Annotated in this window: 22 protein-coding genes; 7 read left to right on the top strand and 15 right to left on the bottom strand. The window is 51.0% G+C overall.

What is annotated here, in order from left to right; translation table 11 throughout:
* Positions 1–8 precede the first annotated feature (8 nt).
* Positions 9–359 (top strand): MerR family transcriptional regulator, encoded by a 351-nt coding sequence (locus FYJ73_RS01050; protein WP_154532757.1) that lies wholly within the window; start codon positions 9–11, stop codon positions 357–359.
* A 71-nt stretch (positions 360–430) separates the two neighbouring features.
* On the opposite strand, the gene lpxB is transcribed toward FYJ73_RS01050, so the two are convergent.
* A complete protein-coding gene (gene lpxB, locus FYJ73_RS01045; protein WP_154532755.1) occupies positions 431–1591 on the bottom strand; it encodes a lipid-A-disaccharide synthase in 1161 nt (386 codons plus the stop codon).
* A gap of 55 nt (positions 1592–1646) precedes the next feature.
* Positions 1647–2420 (bottom strand): 5'/3'-nucleotidase SurE, encoded by a 774-nt coding sequence (gene surE, locus FYJ73_RS01040; protein ID WP_154532753.1) that lies wholly within the window; start codon positions 2418–2420, stop codon positions 1647–1649.
* 157 nt (positions 2421–2577) lie between these two features.
* Here surE and FYJ73_RS01035 point away from each other — a divergent pair, with 157 nt between their 5' ends.
* The 5 genes from FYJ73_RS01035 (at position 2578) to FYJ73_RS01015 (ending at position 8993) form a co-directional block, all read left to right on the top strand.
* A complete protein-coding gene (locus FYJ73_RS01035) occupies positions 2578–3342 on the top strand; it encodes a ParA family protein (RefSeq protein WP_154532751.1) in 765 nt (254 codons plus the stop codon).
* 157 nt (positions 3343–3499) lie between these two features.
* Positions 3500–4396 carry a ParB/RepB/Spo0J family partition protein gene (locus FYJ73_RS01030; protein WP_154532749.1) on the top strand — a complete coding sequence of 299 codons (897 nt, stop codon included), beginning with the start codon at positions 3500–3502 and terminating at the stop codon, positions 4394–4396.
* A gap of 32 nt (positions 4397–4428) precedes the next feature.
* The gene (locus FYJ73_RS01025) at positions 4429–5145 is read left to right on the top strand and encodes a DUF5683 domain-containing protein (RefSeq protein ID WP_154533008.1); all 717 of its coding nucleotides are present in this window, start codon (positions 4429–4431) and stop codon (positions 5143–5145) included.
* A 9-nt stretch (positions 5146–5154) separates the two neighbouring features.
* Complete coding sequence (locus tag FYJ73_RS01020) at positions 5155–6717, top strand: lytic transglycosylase domain-containing protein (protein ID WP_154532747.1); 1563 nt, start codon at positions 5155–5157, stop codon at positions 6715–6717.
* A gap of 11 nt (positions 6718–6728) precedes the next feature.
* Positions 6729–8993, top strand: a complete 2265-nt coding sequence (locus FYJ73_RS01015) for a RelA/SpoT family protein (protein ID WP_154532745.1) — start codon at positions 6729–6731, stop codon at positions 8991–8993.
* Positions 8994–9032: 39 nt separating this feature from the next.
* On the opposite strand, the gene FYJ73_RS01010 is transcribed toward FYJ73_RS01015, so the two are convergent.
* The 3 genes from FYJ73_RS01010 to FYJ73_RS01000 all read right to left on the bottom strand — a co-directional run bounded on the left by FYJ73_RS01010 (position 9033) and on the right by FYJ73_RS01000 (position 12709).
* Positions 9033–10046 carry a glycoside hydrolase 5 family protein gene (locus tag FYJ73_RS01010; protein WP_235899168.1) on the bottom strand — a complete coding sequence of 338 codons (1014 nt, stop codon included), beginning with the start codon at positions 10044–10046 and terminating at the stop codon, positions 9033–9035.
* Positions 10047–10187: 141 nt separating this feature from the next.
* The gene (gene mnmA, locus FYJ73_RS01005; protein WP_419471121.1) at positions 10188–11270 is read right to left on the bottom strand and encodes a tRNA 2-thiouridine(34) synthase MnmA; all 1083 of its coding nucleotides are present in this window, start codon (positions 11268–11270) and stop codon (positions 10188–10190) included.
* A gap of 14 nt (positions 11271–11284) precedes the next feature.
* Positions 11285–12709, bottom strand: a complete 1425-nt coding sequence (locus FYJ73_RS01000; protein ID WP_154532741.1) for a threonine/serine exporter family protein — start codon at positions 12707–12709, stop codon at positions 11285–11287.
* Between the two features lie 159 nt (positions 12710–12868).
* Between FYJ73_RS01000 and FYJ73_RS00995 the strand changes: the two genes are divergently transcribed.
* On the top strand, positions 12869–13738 hold the full coding sequence (locus FYJ73_RS00995; protein ID WP_154532739.1) for an aldose 1-epimerase family protein: 870 nt from the start codon (positions 12869–12871) through the stop codon (positions 13736–13738).
* A gap of 31 nt (positions 13739–13769) precedes the next feature.
* On the opposite strand, the gene cls is transcribed toward FYJ73_RS00995, so the two are convergent.
* From cls to FYJ73_RS00945, 10 genes are all read right to left on the bottom strand, one after another.
* A complete protein-coding gene (cls, locus tag FYJ73_RS00990; RefSeq protein WP_154532737.1) occupies positions 13770–15194 on the bottom strand; it encodes a cardiolipin synthase in 1425 nt (474 codons plus the stop codon).
* A 78-nt stretch (positions 15195–15272) separates the two neighbouring features.
* Complete coding sequence (locus FYJ73_RS00985; RefSeq protein WP_154532735.1) at positions 15273–15860, bottom strand: 7-carboxy-7-deazaguanine synthase QueE; 588 nt, start codon at positions 15858–15860, stop codon at positions 15273–15275.
* A 35-nt stretch (positions 15861–15895) separates the two neighbouring features.
* Positions 15896–16243 carry a 6-carboxytetrahydropterin synthase QueD gene (queD, locus tag FYJ73_RS00980; protein ID WP_154532733.1) on the bottom strand — a complete coding sequence of 116 codons (348 nt, stop codon included), beginning with the start codon at positions 16241–16243 and terminating at the stop codon, positions 15896–15898.
* A 64-nt stretch (positions 16244–16307) separates the two neighbouring features.
* On the bottom strand, positions 16308–18050 hold the full coding sequence (locus FYJ73_RS00975; RefSeq protein WP_154532731.1) for a hypothetical protein: 1743 nt from the start codon (positions 18048–18050) through the stop codon (positions 16308–16310).
* Between the two features lie 148 nt (positions 18051–18198).
* Positions 18199–18615 carry a hypothetical protein gene (locus FYJ73_RS00970; RefSeq protein WP_154532729.1) on the bottom strand — a complete coding sequence of 139 codons (417 nt, stop codon included), beginning with the start codon at positions 18613–18615 and terminating at the stop codon, positions 18199–18201.
* Positions 18612–19868: an L-serine ammonia-lyase, iron-sulfur-dependent, subunit alpha gene (locus tag FYJ73_RS00965; protein WP_154532727.1), complete on the bottom strand. Its 1257-nt coding sequence runs from the start codon at positions 19866–19868 to the stop codon at positions 18612–18614. Before FYJ73_RS00965 ends, FYJ73_RS00970 begins: the two co-directional genes overlap by 4 nt.
* A gap of 276 nt (positions 19869–20144) precedes the next feature.
* Entirely contained in the window at positions 20145–21839 is a 1695-nt protein-coding gene (locus FYJ73_RS00960; RefSeq protein WP_154532725.1) for an acyl-CoA dehydrogenase family protein, read from the bottom strand.
* Between the two features lie 2 nt (positions 21840–21841).
* A complete protein-coding gene (locus FYJ73_RS00955) occupies positions 21842–22864 on the bottom strand; it encodes an electron transfer flavoprotein subunit alpha/FixB family protein (RefSeq protein WP_154532723.1) in 1023 nt (340 codons plus the stop codon).
* A 7-nt stretch (positions 22865–22871) separates the two neighbouring features.
* Positions 22872–23756, bottom strand: a complete 885-nt coding sequence (locus FYJ73_RS00950; RefSeq protein WP_154532721.1) for an electron transfer flavoprotein subunit beta/FixA family protein — start codon at positions 23754–23756, stop codon at positions 22872–22874.
* A gap of 873 nt (positions 23757–24629) precedes the next feature.
* Positions 24630–25013: a transposase gene (locus tag FYJ73_RS00945; RefSeq protein ID WP_235899185.1), complete on the bottom strand. Its 384-nt coding sequence runs from the start codon at positions 25011–25013 to the stop codon at positions 24630–24632.
* Positions 25014–25136 lie beyond the last annotated feature (123 nt).

Raw genomic sequence — 25136 nt, 5'->3', positions numbered from 1 at the left:
ATCAGGCTATGGTGCTGAAAACAGACAAGCCCAAGCGGCTTTATTACTCGATCAAGGAGGTGGCGGAGATGGTCGGTGTAGCGGAAAGTACGCTACGCTATTGGGAAAAGGAGTTTCCCAATCTTCATCCTAAGACGGTGCCTGGAACCAAAGTGCGACAGTACAGCGAGGATGACATTAAAGAAGTAAAGGTCATCTATAACCTCATCAAAGTGCGTGGCTTCAAGATTGCCAATGCGCGGAAATATCTTCGTGAGAACAAAGACGGTGCCGACCGCTCGCAAGAGCTGTTGGCAACGCTCATCACTGTGCGTGATGAATTGCAGCGACTCAAGAGCAGTCTCGATACCCTGGTGTAAGGTTTCCAGAGCAGTCTTTTCGCGAAGGTGTGAGTATCTGTCTCGTAAAAGAGTAAGAGTGGTTATGCTTGTTATCGGTCTCTCTGTTTGAGAATCTCTATCATCTCCTTGGCGGCAGTGTCGGGCGCGCTTTGCTTGCCCAATCGCTCAGCTACGAGCTGATAGCCTTTAAGCATGGTGGCTCTGTCTGGCTGTCCGGGCAGAATGCGGTTTAGTTCGTGGCGGATATTCTTCACGCTGAAGCGGTCGGCAAAGAGCTCTTTGACGATCTCTTTGTCGGCGATAAGATTGACGAGACTGATAAAGCGGCAGTGGATGATGTGGTTGAAAGCCCAACGGATCAATGTACCTAAGGGTGTCTTGTAGCAAACCACTTGCGGGACACCGAGCAAGGCCGTCTCAAGGGTTGCCGTGCCACTGGTGACCAGTGCAGCTGTAGCATGGGAGAGCAACTGGTAAGTTTCCTCGCTCACCTTGGCGACGGGCTGATCTTTGAGAATGCGGGTATAATAGTCATCGTCGATGGACGGTGCTCCTGCCAATACCATTTGGTAGCCATTCTCGCCTTGACAATAGGGCAGGGCGGAAGAGATCATCGTGGGCAGGTTGTCTTTGATCTCTTGTCTGCGGCTGCCGGCGAGCAATGCCAGAATTGGGCGGTGGGGATCCAATCCATGACGTTGGCAGAAGGCTTCTTTTGATTCATGGTAGCTGTCGCGGAATGTCTTTATTTCTTCCGCGGTAGGGTTGCCGACGTAGTGGATTGGGTAGTGGTGCTTGTGCTCGAAAAAGTCCACTTCAAAAGGAAGGATGGAGAACAGTTCACTGATATCGCGGCGGATTGCCTTGATGCGCCACTCTTTCCAAGCCCATATTTTCGGCGAGATATAGTAGAACACTGGTATGCCCATCTTGGCACGCACAAACTTGGCGATATTCAGGTTGAATCCCGGATAGTCGACGAGTATCACCACGTCGGGCGCCCATCTGGTGATGTCCTCCTTACATTGCGCCATGTTGCGCAGTATGGTGTGGGCATGGAGCAGTACGGGGATGAAGCCCATGTAGGCCAAGTCTTTGTAGTGCCGGAAAGGCTTACCGCCTTCGGCCGCCATCATGTCTCCACCGATAAAGCGGAAGGTGGCCGCCGTGTCCTGCTCTTTGAGGCTGTGCATCAGCCGGCTGGCATGCAGGTCGCCGGAAGCCTCGCCTGCTATGAGATAGTATTTCATGTGTTTTGTCTGTCCAGGTTCATAATCTTTTAACTTCTTGAATCGCGTCTGCTTTTTACTTGATGTCCCAGCCGCGAACGGTGTCCATAAAGTTATAGGCGGTGACATCGATGGTGGTCGGCGTGATAGCTACGTAGCCGTGGTTGAGAGCCCATTGGTCGCTGTCTTCAGCTTGTGGCTCATCGTTGCGATATTTCCCAACTACCCAGAAATAGTCATAGCCTCTCGGATGGTGCTCTTTGACGATCTCGCTGATCCAGCTGCCTCGTGTCATCCGGCAGACCTTCACACCTTGAAAGCTTTCTGTAGCGGGGAAGTTGACATTGAGACAAATGCCTTTAGGCAGCCCTTCTTTCAGTACTTTGCTGACAATCTGCTCCACATAGGGTCGCAGCGGCTCAAGGTTGGCGTCCTCGTTGTAGAAACAACTGGAGAAGGCGATAGAAGGAATGCCCTTGAGGCACCCTTCCTTGGCGACACCCATTGTGCCACTGTAATGATTATTCACAGAAGAATTATCACCGTGATTGATGCCGCCGAGGATTAGGTCGGGCTTACGCTCCTTACAAAACTGGTCGATGGCGATCTTCACGCAGTCGACAGGCGTGCCGGTACATGACCACACTGTGGTGTCGCCCATGTTGTGGCGCGGCTTGAGTCGTAGATAATCAGTCGCGGAGAAGGCACAGGAATATCCGGAACGTGCACTTTCGGGTGCCACGACGAGGACATCGGCCAGAGGTCTGACGATGTCTACAAGCTTCTTGATGCCGGGTGCATGATAGCCGTCATCATTGGAAATCAATATCAGAGGTCGGTTGCTTTTCATCTGTTTACTATTAATTGTCTTGCAAAAATACGAAAAAACCTATAATAATTGGCATTTTCGTCTAAAATATGTATCTTTGCAATCATAATTCCATGTCTGCCCGTGAGGAGGAAAGGGTAACGACATCCATCAGGGCAGACATTAAAGACGAATAGAAATGGCAAAAATAATAGCTTTGGCCAATCAAAAGGGCGGCGTGGGCAAAACCACGACAACTATCAATTTGGCGGCCTCTCTTGCTACATTGGAGAAATCGGTGCTCGTAGTGGATGCGGACCCGCAGGCAAATGCATCCAGCGGTCTCGGTGTAGACCTTAGTGAAGTGGACTGTTCGCTCTATGAATGCATCATCGATCATGCTGATGTGAGGGATGCCATTTATACGACAGACATTGAGAAGCTCGACATCATTCCCAGCCATATCGACTTGGTAGGAGCGGAGATAGAGATGATCAACCTTAAGAACCGCGAGAAGGTAATCAAAGGCATACTGGATCCTCTGCGTGACGAGTATGACTATATCCTCATCGACTGCTCACCTTCATTGGGCCTGATCACTGTCAATGCTCTGACGGCAGCCAACTCGGTGATCATTCCGGTGCAATGCGAGTATTTTGCCCTGGAGGGTATCAGCAAACTGCTCAATACCATTAAAATCGTCAAGAGCAAGCTCAATCCGAAACTCGAGATCGAGGGCTTCCTGCTGACTATGTATGACAGCCGATTGAGACTTGCCAACCAAATCTATGATGAGGTGAAGCGTCATTTCCAGGAACTGGTTTTCAAAACAGTGATTCAGCGCAACGTGAAGCTTTCGGAAAGCCCAAGCCATGGTCTGCCTGTCATCCTTTATGATGCTGACTCCACGGGAGCGAAGAACCATCTTTCCCTCGCTAAGGAAATCATTGAGAAAAACGAATGAGAGTTGAGAGTTGAAAGTTGAGAGTTGAATTCTACACTCGCATCATTCAACTTTCAACTCTCAACTCTCAACTTTCAACTTTCAACTTTCAACTTTCAACTTTCAACTTTCAACTTTCAACTTTCAACTTTCAACTCTCAACTTTCAACATTGCAATATGGCAGTACACAAAAAATATAATGCTTTGGGCCGTGGCCTTGACGCGCTGATCTCTACCGAGTCGGTGCGCACGCAAGGCTCGTCGACCATCAGCGAAATACCTCTCGATCAGATAGAGCCCAATGCCGATCAGCCGCGAAGCCTTTTCGACAGTGAGGCTTTGCAGGAGTTGGCAAACAGCATCCGTGAGATTGGCATCATACAGCCCATCACACTCCGGCAGATTGCCGAGAACCGCTTTCAGATCATTGCCGGCGAGCGTCGTTGGCGTGCATCGCAGTTGGCGGGAAAGACGACAATCCCGGCATATATCCGTACCATCAAGGACGAGAATGTCATGGAGATGGCTCTTGTGGAGAACATCCAGCGTGAGGATCTCAATGCCATTGAAATTGCCCTGGCCTATGAACATCTGCTGGAGAACACCGGTATGACGCAGGAGAAGGTGTCGGAGAGAGTCGGGAAGAGTCGTACCGCCATCACCAACTATCTGAGACTGTTGAAACTGCCGGCACAAGTACAGATGTCTCTGCAAAAGAAAGAGATCGACATGGGGCACGCCCGTGCACTGCTGGCTCTCGACAGTCCTTCTTTGCAGTTGAAAGTATTTAAAGAGATACTAAAAAACGGATGGTCGGTCAGAAAGGTGGAGGAAATGGTGCAGCACCTAAAAAACGGAGAGGACATTGAAAGCGGAAAGAAGAAGATCGCTGCCAAGGCCCAATTGCCTGAGACCTACTCCCAGGCACGCGACCGCCTCGCAGGTGTGCTACATACCAAAGTGGCTGTGACATGCACCAGCAAAGGCAAAGGCAAGATCAGTATCCCATTTAATAATGAGCAGGATTTTGAAAAGCTGATGGAAATATTAGATCAACTCAAGCAAGAACAATAAATAGACGTGTGAATACACTGAGACATATAATGATGAAGGCAGGGCTTTCAGCCTTACTGCTGATGGTGATGCTGCCGGCAACAGCCCAGCATCAAGCGAAGGCGAAGCAAAAACGGGAAGCTGTGCCCGACACGATGCTCATCGACAGCGCACGTGTCATGGGCTTGACAAAGGACGGGCAGCCTTTCACGGTGCAAAGTGACAGTGCTCATCAACGCAGGCACCGCGACTGGGCTACATGGAAGCCTGATCCGAAACGTGCTCTGTGGTTGGCACTCGTGCTGCCGGGAGCGGGACAGATCTATAATCGCAAATACTGGAAGCTGCCGATCTTCTATGGAGGATTTGTCGGTTGCGCATACGCATTGAGGTGGAACAACATGATGTATCGCGACTACAGCCAAGCTTATCTCGACATTATGGACAACGACCCGACAACCGAGAGTTACAATAAGTTCCTGCATTTGGGATCGACGATTACAAGTGAGAATGCCGATAAATGGAAAGAGGTGTTCCGTAAGCGCAAGGACCGCTATCGCCGTTGGCGCGACATGAGCGTGTTTGTGATGATCGGCATCTATGGACTTTCTGTGGTTGACGCTTATGTCGATGCATCTCTCTCGCAGTTCGACATCTCACCCAACCTGAGCCTGCGTGTTTCGCCGACCGTCATCACCAATGACACAGACCATTCGCTGCTTGCCTTGCGCCAAAGTGGTATAGGCTTGCAGTGTAGCATAAACTTTTAGTATATCATTATGAGAAAAACATATATCATTGTCATGCTGCTGCTGTTGGCTTTCGTCCCCTCTGCTTGGGCGCAGGTCAACCAGGAGAAGACTGTGACTGTCACCAACGCCAATGGCAAGGAAGAGCAAATAGACCTACCTACGTCCATGACGGAAGAACTCGACAGTACTACTCAAATCTATAAGGCCAAGAATTACCTGACCCGCGATCCCAACTGTAATATGCCGGATGTCAACCGTACTTATTCGGCCGATGTCTACAAACAACGGTTGAGCAAGTTGCCGACTATCATTGAGATGCCTTACAACGATATCGTGCAGAAATTCATTGACCGCTACACAGGTGAGTTGCGTCATTCCGTGGGCTATATGCTGGGAGCGCAAAACTTCTATATTCCCGTTTTTGAAGAAGCTTTGGAGGCTTACGATCTGCCGCTTGAGTTGAAGTATCTTCCTGTCATCGAGTCGGCACTCAATCCACAGGCGGTCTCCCGTGTAGGTGCTGTGGGGCTTTGGCAGTTTATGATTTCAACGGCAAAGCGCTACGACCTTACTGTCAACTCGCTCGTCGATGAGCGTCGCGACTTGTATAAGGCTTCCTATGCCGCAGCTCGATATTTGAGTGACCTTTATAAGAAGTTTGGAGACTGGAATCTTGTCATCGCCGCTTATAATTGTGGTGCTGACAAGATCAATAAGGCCATCCGCCGCTCTCATGGTGAGCGTGACTACTGGAAAATTTACCCGCGTCTGCCTAAGGAAACGCGTGGCTATGTGCCGGCATTTATTGCCGCCAACTATATTATGAATTATTATTGCGATCACAATATCTGCCCGTTGAAGACAACACTCCCGGATAAGACAGACACCGTGATGGTTGACCGTGACGTGCATTTCGAGCAGATCGCCCATGTACTCGGGATGGACATCGACGAGATACGTGATCTCAACCCTCAGTACCGCCGCGACATTGTCAACGGCAACAGTGGACAGGCTTCGCTCAGACTGCCGGAAGCGATGATCAATAAGTTTATCGACAATGAGGACTCTGTCTATGCCTATACACCGGCAGACTATCAGCCTAAGCGCACAGAAGTGGAGGCTGAAGGCGGGCACTATGTGGTCAACAAGAATCAAGTAACACTCGTGTCGAGATCTTCAAGTAAGAAAAAAGCCGATGACGACAAGGCTGACAATACTGGGACGACGCCGGTAACGCAGAAGGACGACAAGACACCGGCTGGCAATGAGCAAAAGACGGTCAGCGCAAATGACAGCGATGATGACAATGACAGCGAGCAAACAGAGCGCTCTTCGAGTAAGCGCAGCTATCGCTCACGGAAGAGCCAAAGCCGTAGTTCTAAAAACTCAAGTAGCTCAAGAAGCCGGAACAGCAAGAAGAGTAAATCGAAGAAAAACGAGGGACAGCAGTCCAAGAGCGTAACCGTCAAGAGCGGGGATACCCTCAGTGAGATTGCAGAACGAAACCATACCACGGTGAAGAAACTCCGTAAGCTGAATGGTATCTCGGGAAGCACAATTCAGAAAGGAAAGAAGATAAAAGTCAAATAACCTTGTGGCGTATGGACGAATTAGAGCAGAAAAACAAGGAGCGCGAAGCCGCTGACAACAAAATGATCAATGATGCTTTTCAGCATCTGTTGGACACTTATCTCGCTTCGCCCCATCGGAAAAAGGTGGACATCATCACCAAAGCGTTTAACTTCGCCCGCCAGGCTCATAAAGGCGTGCGACGGTTGTCTGGTGAGCCCTATATCATGCATCCTATCGCCGTGGCACAGATTGCCTGCGAGGAGATGGGACTGGGTTCTACGAGCATCTGCGCAGCTTTGCTCCATGATGTCGTGGAAGATACAGACTATACCACTGAGGACATTGAGAATATCTTTGGAGAGAAGATTGCCAAGATCGTAGATGGACTCACTAAGATCAGTGGTGGTATCTTCGGGGATCATGCCTCGGCACAGGCCGAGAACTTCAAGAAACTGTTGCTCACGATGAGTGATGACATCCGCGTGATTCTCATTAAGATCTGTGACCGCCTCCACAACATGCGTACACTTGCCTCCCAACCTGCCAATAAGCAATATAAGATAGCGGGTGAGACGCTCTATATCTATGCGCCTATTGCCAATCGATTGGGACTGAACAAGATCAAAACAGAACTCGAGGACCTGAGTTTCCGCTACGAGCATCCCGAGGAATATGCCTCCATTGTCAATAAGCTGTCATTCACAGAGGAACAGCGCAACAGGGTCTTTGACGACTTCACGGCACCCATCCGTAAAGCTCTCGACGACATGGGCATTGAATATACTATCAAGGCCAGGGTCAAGAGTCCTTATTCTATTTGGTCGAAGATGCAGAACAAGCATGTCACCTTCGACGAGATCTACGACATCCTTGCCGTGCGCATCATCTTCAAACCATCTGATCCTAAGGACGAAATCAACGAATGCTTCCGCATCTATGTTGCCCTCAATCAGATCTATAAGAGTCATCCCGACCGTCTTCGCGACTGGGTCAACCATCCCAAGGCCAACGGCTATCAGGCTCTCCACGCTACGATGATGTCGCGTCAGGGACAGTGGATAGAGGTGCAGATACGTTCCCAGCGTATGGATGAGATTGCAGAGCAGGGCTTTGCCGCTCATTGGAAATACAAGGAGGGAGAATATTCTCATGATGATGATGAACTCAACAACTGGTTGAGCACCATCAAGGAAATCCTTGACGATCCACAGCCCGATGCCATGGATTTCCTCGACTCGGTGAAGCTCAACCTGTTTTCTTCCGAGATCTTTGTCTTTACTCCTAAGGGAGAAGTAAAGACGTTGCCTGCAGGGTGTACGGTGCTTGACTTTGCTTTTCAAATCCATACTTTCTTGGGCAGCCATTGTATAGGTGCTAAGGTCAACCATAAGCTTGTGCCGCTGAGTCATAAGCTCCAAAGTGGTGACCAGGTAGAGATTCTTACTTCCAACTCCCAGCATGTGCAACCTTCATGGATCAATTTCGTGTCCACGGCAAAGGCGAAAAGCAAGATTCAGGCTGTGCTTAGGCGAGAAAGCAGAGAGATACAGAAAAAGGGTGAGAAGACGCTTAATGACTGGCTCGCAAAAAATGATATGGAACTTTCTACAGCTGTTGTAGACAAACTCTCAGACTTTCATGACATCGCTAAGCACGAAGACTTTTTTGAGGCTTTGGGTGAACGAACCATCATCCTCGGTGACAAAGACCTTGACGTGCTCCACGGAAAGAAAAAAGAGAATGGTTCTGCCGGATGGCGCAAGTTCGTGCCTTTCCTAAACAAAGGAAAGAAGAAAAAGGAGGATGATACGCCACAACTGTTGGTTGTTGGTAAGGACTTTAACAAGAAGAAGCCTTGCATCATCACCGAAGAGACCATCGGCATGTATATCTTCCCCGACTGTTGTCACCCGATACCTGGTGATGATATCTTAGGGTTCATCGATGGCAAGAACCGTATCGAGATCCACAAGCGTTCATGTCCTGTGGCTAGTAAACTCAAAACGAGTTTCGGACCCCGCATCCTCGATGCCAAGTGGGACATGCACAAGCAGCTCTTCTTCGATGCTACCATCGAGGTCAACGGCATCGACCGCAAGGGTATGCTGCGCGATGTTTCGGAGGTGATCTCCAACAAGATGAATGTCAATATCCATAAGGTTGCCTTTACCGCTGACGAGGGCATCTTCAAAGGTACTATCGAGATTCGGGTCCATGATCGTGAAGAGGTGAAGGTGGTCATGGGGCGGCTGAAGAAGATTCCAGACCTTCAGGAGGTTAAACAAATATTATAAATATGATATAAAAGATATAGTTATTTTTCCTCTCCCCATTTAGTGTGTCAGTTTCTTTATGAATTCCACTTCTTGGGGGATATAAGGCGAGCCATCGGGACGCAGAATATCGTGGAACCAAACATTAGGTTCGCTGCCGTCGGGGTGTGGGTCATCCCAGGCATAGCGTGTGTTAGTTTTGCCGGTGACCAGTCCCCAGTTGATAGCTATCACACGGTGACGTTTGAGCAGTGGCATGATGGTGCGGAAGAAACTGCCCCGGGTGCGTGCCATATATTCGGTGCAAGCCAAAGGACGACCAAGGGCTTGAAGTTTCTTGATCTCCTGCTCATGGCGGATGGAATCGTGGTAATCATGATACGAGATGATGTCGGAGTTACTCAACTGAAAGTCGTTGAGCGGCTTGAAATCATTAGTATCACGCCAAATGCCGGCTGTCAGCGGTTGCTGGGGGTGGCAGTGGCGGGCCCAGATGAACACATTGCGCAGCAGGGGTAGCGACGTAGTGCCATGACTGCTGTTGCCCGGCTCGTTGTAGAGATCCCACATCAGTATACGGCGATCCTTACCAAATGTAGTGAGAATATCCTGAACATAGCGTTTCAGCTGTGGATAGAGTATTGCTGTGTCTAACCGTAGATCGCATGAGGGATCCTGTACCCACTGGCTGTTGTGAACGCCTGTGAGAGGCTGAGGCTGTGGACCATAGGCAGAGATCGCATTCCAACAGTCGTCAAAGAAGACAAACATTGGCTTGATGTCATGAGAGGCACAAATGGAGAGAAAGTCATCCATCCGCGTTTTCAGACCATTCGTATCGTGGGCATAGACCAGACTACTTAGAAACACGCGCAGGGTCTTGAAGCCCAACTGTTCAGCCCATCCCAATTCCTTGTCAATGGTGGCATGGTCATAGGTGGCCTTGCTCCACATTTCAATCTGATTATCGGCGTTGGCGGGGATATAATCGCAACCTGCCATCCAAGGGTATTGGGCATACCACTTGTTGGCTTTTTCTATCGACCATCGTCCGGCAATCGTTTCAGCATACATGGAGGAAATACTAAGTAACAAGCAAAAAAGCAGATTTAAGGATCGTTGCCTTTTCATCGATGTAAGTATTTATGGTGGCAGTAGCAATTCTAAGCCATTGCTTTTTATCTCTATTCTCTTTTTATCTCTATTCTTTTATCATTATTCCATTTCAATCTCTCCCGATCCGAAGCACCGGTGATGTTGTTCGTCGTAGACCACACAGAATTGTCCGGGAGCCACGCCATGGATTTTTTTGTCGGCATGAATGATGTAACGGCCTTCTCCGGCGTGCTCTACAGATCCGGTGAGATATTCCGGTGTGTGACGGATTTTGAATGTCACGCGTGGTTGGTCCACTTCGGTAGTGAGGAAATGGAAATCGTGGATCGTAAAGTCCTGTTTATAGGCTGTCTGTGGGTCATAACCGTGGCTGACATAGAGAATATTTTTTTCCACGTCTTTCTTGACGACAAACCACGGCCCTCCGCCGAGTCCGAGTCCTTTGCGCTGTCCGATGGTGTGGAACCAGAGACCTCGGTGCTCTCCGATGCGCTTACCGGTTTCCCATTCTATGATGTCTCCGGGCTGCTCACCGAGGTATCGTCTGACATATTCGTTGTAGTCGATATTTCCTAAGAAGCAGATGCCCTGCGAGTCCTTGCGCTTGGCATTGATGAGATGCTCCCGCTCAGCAATTTTGCGCACCTCGTCCTTAACGAAGTGCCCGATGGGGAAAATAGCTTTTTGCAGTTGCCAGTTGTAGATCTGTGCCAGGAAGTCGGTCTGATCTTTTACGGGGTCGGGACTGGTGGTGAGCCATTTCCGTCCGTCGATCCACTCGGTTTGCGCATAGTGGCCTGTGGCGATGAGGTCATAGTCGTGTCCCATCTTCTCGTCGAAGGCACCGAACTTGATGAGTCGGTTGCACATCACGTCGGGGTTAGGGGTGAAACCAGCCTTAACCTTTTCCATTGTGTAGCGTGTCACCTGGCTCCAGTATTCCTTATGACAGTCCACTACTTGCAGACGGCAGTGAAAGCGGGTGGCCACGGCAGTAGCCATCTCCAAGTCCTCCTCGGAGTTGCAGTCCCACTCTTCCTTTTCCTCGGGTCCGATTTTGATGTAGAAGCAATCGGGGTGCAGGCCCATCCGGGCGAGTTCGTAGACGACGACAGAACTGTCTACTCCCCCGGAGAGCAGCACGGCGATGCGCTTATCACGAATATCTTCTATTTTCAGCATGATGGTGTTGATGGTTATTTCGTCTCGCATTCGCAGAGATCGACGAACTTGCCCTTTGCCTTGCGCTCCTCGATGAGTTGATGGAGCTTGCGCTTGCGGTTGGGTGCAATCCACTTGCGGGCGAAGATGTTGGGAAAGGCCACGCCCATGGCGATGACGATGATGACGAGCGACCCGTTGATGGCGTTGTGTGTGGCAAAGGTCACCTCACCCACGATACCCTGCATATCAATGAGCCCGTAGAGTCCGCGATACATCAGCACACCGGGGATCATAGGAATGACAGCAGGGATAGTGATGATCTGGTGAGGCGTGTGGAGCTTGTGTACCATCTTGATGTTGATGATCGAGATGAGTGCAGAGCCCACAAGCGAACCAATCATCAGACCTTGTCCCAAACCTATGTTGTTGTTGGCAGGACCGAGGTTGACGAAGTTGCGCGAGCAGACAGCGATGATAGCTCCGCAGGCTATCCAGGGCATGAGACGTTTAGGGGTGTTGTAGATGGTAGCGAAGCCCATACCGGATATAGCGGCGGCGATAGCGTAGGAGAGGAAGCTGTTGTGCGGAATCATACTCAGATCCTTGACAAAGTTGTCCTGACCGCAGACTTTAATAGCCAACGCAATACCGAAGCTCATCGCCATGACCATGAGCATGGTGTTGGTGGCTCGGATAAGGCCGTTCTCGATATGGTTGTCGAGCATGTCGTTGACAAAGTTGATCAGTGGCACTCCCGGCACGATATACAGTGCACAGGCCATAAAGGGATGGTAGGGTGTATCGGAGTGTAGCACCGTGGCGAGCCACTCAGGCAGATGCGCGGCAAAGGCCGGTGTTGAGAGGAATGTGGTGAGCCAGGCGATGAGCGTGGAGACGAAGGCGGCTACGCCGATGTTGAAATAGCTGTTGGAGCCTTTTTTGTTGAGCCACATACGCAGTCGGTTGCCGAGGATGGCAGCAATGGAAGCGTAGAAGAAAGCGGTCCAGTCACATCCGAACTGCACACAGAAGCCGCCGCAGGCAAAACCAGCGCAGATAGCGATCATCCATTCACTGTAGTAGTGTGGACCGTGTGCAATTTTTTCCAGTTCCTCACTATATTTGTCGAGCGAGTAGTCCTCTTTGATCGCGCGCCACGAGAGTTTGCTGATCTCTTGGATGGCATAGAAGTTGATGGCATGCTTGTCGCATCGGCGCATCTTGGAGTAAGAGTGTGTCTCGTCGCTGAGGTTCACCTGCAGCATGTAGTAGTCCATCTCGACATGCAGGTTCTCCTTTGGCAATCCGAGAAAAGCCGCCGTGCGCTCCATGTTGCGCTTGACACGGCTGGTGTCGGCACTGCTGTCCATCAAAATCTCACCGGTACGCAACAGCAAGTCGAGCTTGCGGGTTAACTCCTTTGTCGACGTACTGTTTTCTGTAGTGTTCCCTTCCATGAATACTGTCTTAATAAATGATTGGTAACCTATTGACTAAACAAAAATGTAATATCGAGTGCAAAGTTACTCATTTTTTATGAGATATTATCATTTTCTCTTGTTCGTCAACGTACTTTTTCATAACTTTGCTATAAAGTAAACCAATCATTGAGAATAATGGAGCAGATTAAGAATTCACAACTCACTGTGGAAATTGCTGATCACGGCGCAGAACTGGTCAGCGTGAAGGATGCGCAAGGTAAGGAATATCTGTGGCAGGCCGATCCCAAATACTGGGGTCGTCATTCGCCGATACTCTTCCCCATTGTGGGCAGCTTGTGGAATGGTGTCTATCATGTGTGCGGCAAGGACTATCCTTTATCTCGCCATGGCTTTGCGCGTGACATGGATTTCCATTTGATTGCCAAAGGTGACGAGCAAGTGGTCTTTGCCCTGCACGACTCGGCAGAGACGCTGAAGAAGTATCCTTTTCATTTCAATCTTGCTGTGAGCTACCGGCTGAAGGACAATGAGTTGCATGTGGTGTGGCATGTGGAGAATCCCGACGACAAGACCATTTGGTTTCAGGTAGGAGGACATCCGGCCTTCAGAGTTCCTGACATGAAGCAGGGAGAGCCTCTTCACGGCCGTCTGCGCTTCGACAATTCGGAGCCGATTCGTCGCTTCCTGGCAGAGCAGGGCTGTCTGGATCGGTCTCGTCATGAAGAGGTGAGAACCGACAAGGGTGTGTGGAGCTTTGACACGCACAGCTTCGACAATGACGCTCTGGTGTTTGATCATAGTCAGATCCGACGGATTGAGTTGTTGGATGCTAAGGGAAAAGCTGTGGTGACGGTTCAGACCAAGGCTCCGGCACTTGGCATTTGGAGTCCGAGCGGTAAAGATGCGCCCTTTATCTGTATTGAGCCGTGGTATGGCGTGACCGATGTCGACGGTTTTGATGGAGAATTACGCGACAAATATCTCGTCAACCAGTTGTTGCCGGGATCAAGTTTCATGAGCGAGTATGTAATCACAATCGGATAATCACCACAGCAGTCAGAACTAATTGGGTGGGCTACATCAGTGGACTGACGACACGGAGAATGCTTTCCCAGAGACGGCTGAGAAAGCTCTGATGCTCCACTTCCCGTACCTCATCGATCAGTAGGCTGTTGGCCTGGTCGTTGAGGAAGACCTCTTTCATGCGCAGTGCCATCCCGCGGTCATAGAAGAAGATGTTCGACTCGAAGTCATGCTCAAAGCTTCGGAAGTCCACGTTGGTGCTGCCGCATGTGCAGAGGTTGTCGTCGCAGACCATGAGTTTGGAGTGGTTGAATCCGGCTTTGTAGAGATAGACTTTCACACCGGCTTCCAGCGTCTCCATGACATAGGAGATGGATGATCGGTCGACGATGCGTGAGTCGCTTTTCAAGGGGATCATCAGTCTGACGTCGACGCCGGCGAGTGCCGCGGTGCGCATGGCAAAGAGAATGGGCTCTGTGGGGAGGAAGTAAGGGCTCTCCATATAGACGTAGTGCTTGGCTTCAAGCAGCACGCGCACGTAGCCCTGCATGATGTCGGGCCAGGGAGAGATGGGACTGCTGGTGACCACTTGTGCGAGGCAATCGTTGGAGATACGCATGTCGAGTTCGGGATAGTATTTACGGTCCGTGACCAGCGTTCTGTCGACAAAATACCAGTCGACGAGGAAAGCGCGCTGAATGGCATAGACGGCACCGCCGGTCACCTTGAGGTGTGTGTCTCGCCAAGCGAGTTTGCCGGTGCCTTTGACATAGCGTGTGGCGAAGTTCATGCCACCGATGAATCCTACCTTACCATCGATGATCACCAGTTTCCGGTGGTTGCGGTAGTTGACTTTAGAGGTGAAAGCGGGGAACTTCACGGGCATGAAAGCATGGACGTCGATGCCGGCATCGCGCATGCGCTCATAAAAGCGTCCTTTCACCTTCCAGCATGCCACGTCGTCGTAGATGACCCTCACTTCCACGCCTTCCTTAGCTTTGTCGATGAGAGCATCAGCGATGAGGTTGCCCAGTGCATCGTCGGCAAAGATAAAAATGTCGATATGTATGTGGTCGCGGGCCTTGCTGATCTCGTGGAGCAGGGAAGGGAAGAACTCATAACCGCTGGTATAGATCTCCACCTCATTGTCTTTAAAAGGCAGAGCCATGCTCTGGTTTTTAAAGAGTGCCATCAGTGGGCGATAGTTTTCGGGGATGCGCAGTCCTCGTTGCTCGGCAAACTCGAGCATGGCTCTTTTGGTTAACTGGTCGAGCGACCGCTGGCTGATCATCTTTTCTTTGCGTGTGTTTTGTCCGAAGAAGAAATAGAGGATGATGCCCAGCAGAGGGATGAACCAAAGCACCAACAGCCATGCCATGGTCTTGGACGGCTGCCGGTTGTCCATCAACACCTTGAGCATGACGATCAACACGATCAAGGTGTAAACACCTACTCCTAACCAGTGAAGAATAAGCATATCCGAATGTTGAATGTTGAATGATTATGTCGAATGCGGTAGTGTAGTATATTGAATAGAGTCAGTTTGGGGATGCAATTAGGCGATTCCCACCATTTTATGTGTTTGCAGAGAGAGCTGCCATTTAGGGTGCTGCTTGATATATTCAATGCACTGATGCATGATACGCTGGTTGAGTTTGCTGTTGCCGGTATCGCAGGGCTGCAGATAATAATAATGTGCCTTGATGCCGAAGTCGTTGGGCAACTGTTTCCCGTCGAAGATTACCTTCAGTTCATCGCATTGGTTTACCGTGGGCTGAATTTTGGGTGATACCGTGAGCCAATCCAGTCCGTTGGGTGGGCGGTGTGTACCATTGCTCTCCATTGCTACCCGATATCCTCGCTGGTGGAGGAGTTCGACAAGTTGGTCGTCGGCTTGCAGTGAGGGTTCTCCTCCTGTGAGGATACACCAGATCGCCACTCCCGTGGACTGTGGTGTGGGGAAGTCTTCTAATTGGCGCATGATGTCGTCGAGGGTCATGAGGGTATATTCGGTGAAGTCGGTGTCGCAGAACGTGCAGTGGAGATTGCATCCACTGAACCGGATGAAGACAGCTGCCTGTCCCGTGTTGCGTCCTTCGCCTTGCAGGCTGTAGAAGATCTCGTTGATTCGATACTCCTTCATGTGATGATAATCGTTATTTTTTTTCTTCTTATATTTTATTTGCTTTCGTCATCGTCTTTTTCATACCATGCGATGTTGTTGTCGCTTTCCTGTACGACAGCTTTATAGCAGTTGGGAACTTCGTCGACGATCCACCGTGCGATGTTCTCGGCTGTGGGATTAAAGGGCAGCACTTGGTTGATGTCCTGGTGGTCGAGCCGTCCGTGGATGAGTTGTTTGATGTGTCCAAAGTCAGCCACCATGCCGTTTTCGTTGAGTTTTCTTGCTTTGCAGTAGACGGTGACGTGCCAGTTGTGACCATGCACCTGTGTGCATTTACTGCTGTAGTTGAGTTTGAGGTGATGGCTGGCTGAAATTTCGAAGCTTTTCTGTATGTAGTACATTTTTCTCTTGATGAAGTTGTGAGTCAGCAGGACAGTTCTTGCTGTGTGTTGTTGTATGTTTTGTTTATTTACTTTTGTTTTTCTGAATGTATGCGAGTTCTTGCAGAGCGAAGTCGCTGCTGTCGGGTTCGTCGAGCATCTTTTTGAGGAGTCTTTCGGCGTTGGCATAGTCTTTCATCTCCACAAGAATGTAAGCTTTCCGTCGATTGAGGAAGTTGATGAAGCTTTTTTCGGGTTGCAGTTCCACTTGACTTTCCTCTTGCTCTTGCTCGTCATCTTCGTCCTGATAGTTCAAAGGAGAGACAAGTGCCTGCAGCAGCTCGTCGATATAGCCCAGAGCACGGTAGTCATGAGCGTTGACCAAGCAGTTGACATACATCTCGGTGTAGGTGATGCGGCGTGTTTTGAGCAGTGGCTGCAGATAGTACATCGCCTCTTTGTATCGTCCCAGACACGTATAGCAACATCCGAGGGTATAGCAGACTTCGTAGAAGTTTTCAATTTGCTCATTGGCCATATTTACATAATCTTCTGCCATGGCATTGTAGACGGGCTGTATTTTCCGGATGGCTTCGTAGTATCGTTTCTCATTGATGAGGTCTTTGCTTTCGAAGTAGAGCTGTCGGAGTTGTGGGGTTTGCAGGGAAAGGAGCAGTTTCTCGTCGTTGCTGAGTTTGTCGGTGCTGCCTTTCTGCTGTTTGGCCATTGCCTCTTTCCAGATATAGTTGAATTTTTCCTGTACATTGCTTTTCTCATGGAGATCATAGCCCAAGAGAAGGCTTGTCACGTTTTTTGTGTGATCGTTGCTGCTCATGGTGAGCTCGGGTCTCAATGCGTTGGGGATGCGGCATAGTGTGGCGCGATAGTAGATGGTGTCGGCCGACATTCCTTCATCCTCCACGTCGATGATCATCTGCTGGGGTATGTCGGGTTCTGTGGGGTTGATGAAGTTGAGGCGCATCATAGCGGTGTGGCATACGACTTTATCCTCTTTGATGATAGTCTGCTGGATGGGGTAGTCGAGGATCTCGTCGGCATTGTCGTGGTGCTCTACGTTGTCGCCGCGGCAGATTTCCAGTCTGAGGGGTTTCAGGTCGTAGAGTCCGAGCAGTGTGGAGAGCAGGTGTCTGAGGCTGAAGAGGTCGTTTTTATGCTCGTGCCAGTTAGGTCCTTCGCTTTGGTGCATCATCTCCTGCTCTCGTATGAGAAAGAGCTCATGATGCCATTCTGTGGCCTGCTTTTCCACGTCGTGGTTGTTGGTATGTTTGGCGGAGGGTTTGAGTTCACTGAAATGCTGTATAAATAGTGCCTGCCAATAGAACATGCTGCTAAGTTCTTTGCGCAGGTTGTAGGTGGCGTCGTCATCGTGTAGGGTGAGCGTATCGACGATATGCAGGTCTGTTTTCCCCGTTTTTTCGTTGATGGTATAGACGATGCGGCAACTTTCAGCGTTGAGGTTGCATTGATTGCACAGGCTGCGCACGGTTTCGAGATAGCTGATCGGCGCGTCAAAGAAGTAGAAGTAGAAGAGGCGGGTGTAGAACGAGTTTTTTTCCAATCTCACTCGGAAGTGTCCGCTCTGGTAGTCGAAGTGGGCAACGATGTCGTCGTGGTCTTTCTCCCACACGGCTTGTGTGTTGAGTGCTTTGAGTGCTTTGTCGAGGCGTTTCTTGTTTTGCTCCTGCGCATGGTCGGGTTTCAGCCTGCCCCTTTCACTTCTGTGTTCCAAGAAGTGAACGAGCAGGAGGCCTCCCGCTGAGAACAGGCATACGGTCAGAAGCTCAAAGAAAAATACAAGCCACGTCATCCATTTACTTTTTTAGTCTACAAATATAAGCAATAATTGTGAGACTCAAAAGAAAAAGGTCAATTTTTTTGTTTTTGAGGCCTGATTTTTCGAAATCTGAGCATTTGCGGTGGTCGTCAGGGCGTGGTCCGCTTAGTTTTTTTTGTTGTTATTTTTTGTTGCTATTTTTGTTTTTCACTGTGGGGTAATATTCTTCAATTTTCGACACGAGCGTATCTTTTCCCTTTGTCCACAGCGCGATACGTACAACGTGTCCCTGATCTGTTGTCCCGGATCTCTTGATGTGTCGTGTGCGTCCTATCGAGATGGTGTCTCGTCGGCTGGGATAGCTGATGAGCTGCAGTTTTCCCCGATCTGTGGCAGGTCCGACATAGAAGATGTCGGCACTGTCTTTTATGTTTTTCATTTCTGCGGCTTGTTTGCGGTGTAGCGCGGCGGTGTCGATGGGCTCGAAGACCTTAGCAGCCACGGTGTCGCCGAGTTCTTCCTTGGGAGCCATGCGGCAGGAGACGGTCATCAGCGGCAGTGCGAAGAGGGGGATGATCAAGTAAACGGTCTTTCTCATAGGGCTTTGTCGGAATTGTTGTTGATACTGAGTTTAGCCAGTCCTCCTTCCGAGGTCTCTTTGTAGAGGGAGGGCAGGTCGTGTCCGGTTTGCCGCATGGCTTCCACCACCTTGTCGAAGCTGACGCGGTGCTTGCCGTCGCTGAACGAGGCGTAGAGGTTGGCGTCGAGGGCGCGTGTGGCGGCGAAGGCGTTGCGCTCGATGCAGGGGATCTGCACCAGTCCGCAAACGGGATCGCAGGTCATGCCCAGGTGATGTTCCAATCCCATTTCGGCGGCATACTCTATTTGTGCGGGACTGCCGCCAAAGAGCTGGCAGGCAGCTGCCGAGGCCATGGCGCAGGCTACGCCGACCTCGCCCTGGCAGCCCACGTCGGCACCGGAGATGCTTGCATTTTCCTTGACGATGTTTCCCACCAGTCCGGCTGTGGCGAGGGCGTGGAGGATGCGGTTCTCGGAAAAGTCGTGGCCTTGCCACAGATGGTAGAGCACGCCGGGGATGACGCCGCAGGCGCCGCAGGTGGGAGCTGTGACAATGGTGCCGCCGCTGGCGTTTTCCTCGCTGGCGGCCAGTGCGTAGGCGTAGACCAGCGCCCGCGTCTGCAAGCTCTGCTTATAGCCCTGTGCCTTGACATAATAGGTAGGAGCCTTGCGTTGCAGGTTCAGTGGTCCGGGCAGTCGTCCGTCGTGTTTGATGCCGCGCTCCACGGCTGCTTTCATGGCCTCCCATACTTCATGGAGATAGTCCCAGATGCTGTCGTCTTCCCACTCTTTGACATATTCCCAGTAGGCGCGTCCCGTGTCGTCGCACCAGTGCTGGATGTCGACCAGATGGGTGAGTGGATAGATATTCGGTGAGTCGGGAAGGATGCCGGTGGGGTGGTCGCCCTCTGACAGTGCTCCGCCGCCGATGGAATAGACGATCCAAGGCGATGAGGCACGGCCGTCGTCAGATGACTTTTGCGGCTCCTGAGTGTCGAGCACTTCAAATTTCATGGCATTGGGATGAAAGGGGAGGAAGACGTCGGGCTTCCAGATGATCTCCACCACGCCCTGCGCTTCGAGCACCTCCTTGATGGCTACGTCGGTCATGTGGCCTTTGCCTGTGGCGGCGAGCGAGCCGAAGAGCGTCACTCGGAAGGCCTCTGCCTCAGGGTGCTGTTTCAGATAGAGTTGTGCTGCTTTCTGCGGACCCATGGTGTGGCTCGAAGAGGGTCCTTTGCCGATGCGGTATATCTCTCGTAGTGATTTCATAAGCTCATAAATATGCCGCAAAGTTACACATAATATTTGAAAGAGAGCGACTTTTCGATGTTTTATCAGATAAAAGTAGTATCATGTTTGGGTAAAGGCGGGCAAAGTTATCTGTGAATCCACAAAAACAAAACCGCCGCATGGCTGTGCACTGGATGCAGCGGCCATGCGGCGGACATGATTATATAGATTTGTGGTCGGGCCAATGGCTCAACCTTATAGTTGCTCAAGCCATACGAAAAAGACTCAACCACAAAACTGCTTGGTTCATGCTGATTACTCAGCCACGAAGTTGCTCAGGTCATCAGCTTTGAAGTTCATGATGTAGGCATGGCTGCCCACGCACTCCTCTTCGGCCATGCGTACGTAGACGTTGGCACTCTTGGCAAACTCCTCGGGCACGTTGGTGGCGTCGCGCAGGAGCAGCAGCGAGAGGATGATGTCGCCGGTCATGTTGTACATGCGGCGTGCGAGGAAGTCGTGCTCATCCTGGTTCTCGTCGGCCTTGACCTTCTCGACAGCCTCTTCGTAGAGGTCCACGAGCTTGGCCACACGGTCACGGAGCGGTTTCATGCAGTTGCAGACATCCTCGGCGAGCATCTCGCGCATGATGCCGAGATAGGTGCCGTTGGTGATGTAGCGCACGGCGGCGACCACCTGCAGCTGAGTAGTACCCTCATAGATGGAGAAGATGCGGGCGTCACGCAGCAGGCGCTGAGCCTTGTACTCCATGATGAATCCGGAACCACCGTGGACGCTGACGCAGTCGTAGGCGTTTTGGTTGGCATATTCCGATGTCATACCCTTGCCCAGCGGTGTGAAGGCATCGGCCAGGCGGCTGTATTTCTTCATCTCCTTGCGCTCTTCGGGAGTGAGCTTACGCTCGCGCGAGATATCCTCAAGGGTCTTGTAGATGTCGACGTAGCGTGCTGTCTGATAGAGCACGGCGCGTGAAGCGTCGATTTTGGCTTTCATGCGCGAGAGCATGTCGTAGACGGCGGGGAAGGTGATGATCTTCTTGCCGAACTGTGCGCGCTCCTTGGCGTATGCCAGTGCCTGGTCGTAGGCTTCCTGCTCGAGTCCGACGCTCTGTGCGGCAATACCCAGTCGGGCACCGTTCATCAGGCTCATCACATATTTGATCAGACCCAGCTTGCGGTCGCCGCAGAGCTCAGCCTTGGCATTCTTGTAGACGAGCTCGCAGGTAGGAGAACCGTGGATGCCGAGCTTATTCTCGATGTGGCGCACGTCCACGCCGCCGTCGCGTTTGTCGTAGATAAACATCGACAGGCCGCGTCCGTCGCGTGTGCCTTCTTCGGAGCGGGCCAGCACCAAGTGGATGTCGGAGTCGCCGTTAGTGATGAAGCGCTTCACACCGTTGAGGCGCCATGTGCCGTCGGCATCTTGTGTAGCCTTGAGCATGACACGCTGCAGGTCAGAACCGGCGTCGGGCTCGGTGAGGTCCATGGACATGGTCTCGCCTTGGCAGATACGTGGGATGTACTTAGCCTGCTGCTCAGGAGTACCAAACTCATAGAGCGTGTCGATGCAGCTCTGCAGGCTCCACACGTTTTGGAAGCCGGAGTCTGCGGCAGACACCATCTCAGAGAGCATGGAGAAGACCGTGATGGGCAGGTTCAGACCACCGAAGCGGCGCGGCATGGAGATGCCCCACAGGCCAGCCTTGCGGGTAGCGTCAAGGTTTTCGTAAGTCTTGCTGGCATAGACCATGCGGTTGTTTTCGAGGTGTGGTCCTTCCTGGTCCACGCTTTCCGAGTTGGGCTCGATGATGGTCTTTGCCACGTCGTCGGTGATGGCCAGGATGCGCTTATAGTTCTCGATGGCGTCGTCGTAGTTGACGGGAGCGTCCTCGAACTGGTCTTTGTCGGCGAAGTTTCTTTCTTTCAGCTCAACGATTCTCTTCATGAGAGGATTGTTGAGGTAATATTCTAATTTCTTTACGTCTACCATGATTACTTGGTGTTCTGCTTGTAATACTTAATGAGTTTGGGAACCACCTCTTCCACCGTGCCGGTGATGACATAGTCAGCGATGGCGTTGATGGGGGCATCGGGATCGCTGTTGACCGAGATGATGATGCCGGCGTCCTGCATGCCGGCGATGTGCTGGATCTGACCGGAGATGCCGCAGGCGATGTAAACCTTTGGATGTACGGTGACACCGGTCTGACCGATCTGCCGGTCGTGGTCTACCCATCCGGCATCGACGGCGGCGCGACTGGCACCTACCTCTCCGTGGAGTTCCTTAGCGAGTTCAAAGAGCATGTCGAAGCCTTCCTTTGAGCCCATGCCGTAGCCGCCGGCCACGACGATCGGAGCGCTCTTGAGATTATTCTTGGCAGCCTCTACGTGGCGGTCGATGACCTGCACGGCGTATGAGGTGGGAGAGACGTAGTCCTTGGGATCGGGATAGACCACCTCGCCCTTGGCTTTGCCCTCATAGAGCGCCTTCTGCATCACGCCGGAGCGCACGGTAGCCATCTGTGGACGATGGTCGGGGTTGACAATGGTGGCCACGATGTTTCCGCCGAAAGCGGGGCGGATGGCGTGGAGCATACCGGTGTAGTGCTTGCCGCTCTTCTTGTCGTCGTAGTCACCGATCTCCAGCTGGGTGCAGTCGGCAGTCAGTCCGGAGGTCAGGGCTGCCGACACACGGGGACCGAGGTCACGGCCGATGACGGTAGCACCCATGAGGGCGATCTGTGGCTTCTGCTCCTGGAAGAGCTTCACCACGATGTCGGTATGGGGAGCCGAGGTGTAGGGGAAGAGTCCCTCACCATCGAACACATAGAGCTTGTCCACGCCATAAGGCAGCAGCTGGTCTTCGACCTTGCCCTTGATGCCGGTGCCGGCCACGACGGCCTCAAGGTCGACACCTAACTGATTGGCCAATTTACGACCTTTGGTAAGAAGTTCCTGAGAGACCTCCTGTACGGTGGTGCCCTCTACTTCGCAATATACAAATACGTTGTTCATATTCTGATTAGCCAATAATGTTTTTGTCCAACAATTCTTTCACGAGTCCCTCGATGTCTGCGTCGGAGCTGGTGAGGGTCTGGCTCTCCTTAGCCTGGAAAACGATGCTCTTCACGGCACTTACCTTGGTGGGTGAGCCGGCGAGTCCGCACTGCTCGTAGTCGGCACCGCAGTCGGCGATGCTCCACTGTCCGAGTGTCAGGTAGGGGCGTGTCTCGTAGAGGTCGCTCCAGGGCTCGTCGCCCTTGCGCTCCATGGGGCAGGTAGCGTATTTGTATTTCATCACGCGCTTGGCGTTGCAGGGGCGTGCGGGGGCGGCGGAGCCGTTGACGGTGATCACCACGGGCAGCGGAGCCACCACAGTCTCAACGCCACCGTCGATATGGCGGCGGATTGTAGCCTTGCCGTCCTCGATCTTGAGCACTTCCTCGGCGTAGGTCACCTGGTTGAGGCCGAGCTTCTGGGCCACCTGGGGACCCACCTGGGCTGTGTCGCCGTCGATGGCCTGCCGACCGCCGAGCACGATGTCGACGTGTCCGACTTCCTTGTCGATCTTCTCAATGGCCTTGGACAGGAAATAAGAGGTGGCGAGAGTATCGGCACCCGCACTCTTGCGGTCAGTGAGCAGCCACCCGCAGTCGGCGCCGCGGTAGAGTCCCTGGCGGATGATCTCTCCGGCACGTGGAGGACCCATAGTGACGATGCCCACCTTGACGTTCTCCGGGTCAAGATCCTTGATGCGGAGAGCCTGCTCCAGGGCGTTCAAGTCTTCAGGATTGAAGATGGCGGGCAGGGCGGCGCGGTTGACCGTTCCTTCTGCGGTCATGGCATCCTTGCCCACGTTTCTTGTGTCTGGCACTTGCTTGGCAAGTACTACAATGTTCAATTTCATATTTATAACTAAATTTGTAATGTTTCCGAAACAACGGGGGCAAAATTACTAATTTTTTACTTCTTGACCAAACGAAATACATAAAAACAGCCTGCAACCTGCACATTTCGTAGGTATTTGTGCACAACATATCTTCTTCTTCCTCTCTGTATCTTCTCTTTAGGGTGGGAAAAGAAGGGTAGGGGCTTTCTGCCACTCAACGTAACACCGTAACGCCGTAACACCGTAACGTTTATAGCTATCCGATGTCGGAAAGTAAGATAATGTAAAAAGAAACGGAAAAAGTTAAGAACTATATAAAATGTTGATTATTAATAATATAATTAATATAATAATATGTAATAATATAATATATTTTTACTCTATAGTCTCATTTTCAGCCATTTCCCAAGCCGCATGTCGGAATCGGCCTTTTGTTACGGTGTTACGGTGTTACGGTGTTACGGTGTGGCACAAAAATGTTTCATCAGCATTCATTCTTTCAGCCTGCAAATATACAACCTTTTCTGAACTCTCCAACTCTCCGCCCTTTTCTTTTCCTCCCCCAAACGCAACAACGCAACAACGCAACATTTATAGCTATCGCATGTCGGAATAAGAGAATTTGTAAAATTAAAAGATAAACAAACAAATAACATAAAATACTAATATTTAATATATTAAATAATAATATAATATATAGTATTACAATATATTTTTACTCTATAGTCTCGTTTTCGGCCACATTTGCCGTTGATGGTCAGAAACGACCTTATGTTGCGTTGTTGCGTGTTGCGTTGTTGCGTATGTGGGAGTTAGGAGTTAGGAATTAGGAGTTGGGAGTTTCGTCCTGCCCAACGATATGTTTTGCTTTGAGCGAATAATAATTAGTGTTCACTGAATTAATATTTCGCTCCACACGGGTCTAAAAAATTCAAAGCCCCGCTTATACCCACACAGAAGAAAATGAAGCCAGAAATCGAATTTCTCAAAGAGACAAAGACAAAGTTCCCTAAGGAACTTCATCACGTTCTTGACGAAATAGCACATTCCCGTCCAGCATTCTGCTGTATTGGGAAGCTTGGCTCGTATGTTGTCGGCTCTGTAGATTCTCTTGCCGGTGCCGAAGGAGCATTCGACTTCGTTTCTGTCCCCAATGGCCTTGGCCATATTGTCGTAATATTCGGATGGCCTTGGCTCTTTAGGAGGCCTGCCGAGAGGCTTGCTGTAAGTCTTTATCTCATTGACTTTCAAGTATTCCCTGTTATTCCTGCTCATATATATCATGTCAGCGAGGATGGTCGCCGGAAGGCAACCGAAGCGCTGCTCAAACATACGAGTGTGGAGTTCCAAGTCGGAGCTTTCGTTATATGCGTCCCAACTATGATGATCGACGAACGT

Source organism: Hallella mizrahii (assembly GCF_009695775.1).
Taxonomy (GTDB): Bacteria; Bacteroidota; Bacteroidia; order Bacteroidales; family Bacteroidaceae; genus Prevotella; species Prevotella mizrahii.
The sequence above is the reverse complement of the archived record's forward strand: the minus strand, read 5'-3'. Positions and strand labels throughout refer to the sequence as shown.